The sequence below is a fragment of the Mesorhizobium sp. M7A.F.Ca.CA.002.09.1.1 genome (assembly GCF_003998555.1).
In the GTDB taxonomy this organism is placed as follows: Bacteria; Pseudomonadota; Alphaproteobacteria; order Rhizobiales; family Rhizobiaceae; genus Mesorhizobium; species Mesorhizobium ciceri.
The window spans coordinates 1-786 of record NZ_RZRR01001427.1 but is presented as its reverse complement, the minus strand read 5'-3'; the positions used below and the strand labels follow the sequence as shown (position 1 = coordinate 786).

1 protein-coding gene and 1 pseudogene are annotated in these 786 nt (G+C 59.9%); both read right to left on the bottom strand.

Annotated elements, in window-relative coordinates; all coding sequences use genetic code 11:
- Positions 1-627: chaperonin GroEL (gene groEL / locus EN994_RS33745; RefSeq protein ID WP_127308272.1), on the bottom strand; the 627-nt coding region annotated here is incomplete at its 3' end.
- Positions 628-682: 55 nt separating this feature from the next.
- Positions 683-786 (bottom strand): annotated as a pseudogene (locus EN994_RS33740) (co-chaperone GroES); the annotation flags it as partial.

The following is a 786-nucleotide window of genomic DNA, read 5'->3' as shown; positions in this document are numbered from 1 at the left end:
GTCCTGGTTGGTGATGAAATAGGGCGAGAGGTAGCCGCGATCGAACTGCATGCCTTCCACGACTTCGAGTTCGGTCTCGGCGGTCTTGGCCTCCTCCACCGTGATGACGCCTTCATTGCCGACCTTCTCCATCGCCTCAGCGAGGAAGCGGCCGATTTCGGCATCGCCATTGGCGGAGATGGTGCCGACCTGCGCGATCTCGTCGTTTCGAGTGACCTTGCGGGCATTGGTCTTCAGTTCGGCGACCACCGCATCGACCGCCTTGTCGATGCCGCGCTTCAGATCCATCGGGTTCATACCCGAGGCAACCGCCTTGGCCCCTTCCCTGACGATCGCCTGTGCAAGCACCGTTGCGGTCGTCGTGCCATCGCCGGCAAGGTCGTTGGTCTTGGAGGCCACCTCACGCACCATCTGGGCGCCCATGTTCTCGAACTTGTCCTCCAGTTCGATCTCCTTGGCGACGGTGACGCCGTCCTTGGTGATGCGCGGCGCGCCGAACGACTTGTCGATGACCACATTGCGCCCCTTGGGACCGAGCGTCACCTTCACCGCATTGGCAAGGATGTCGACGCCGCGCAGCATCTTCTCGCGCGCTTCGGTATGGAATTTCACTTCTTTGGCAGCCATTGGATCACTCCTTTATCTAGGCAGCATTCGTTGACTGGTTGGATACAAGAAGCCGTCAGGCGGCCTTCTTCACTTCGGCGATCTCATCGATGATACCCATCACGTCGCTTTCCTTCATGATGAGCAGGTCCTCGCCGTCGAGTTTGATCTCGGTGCCGG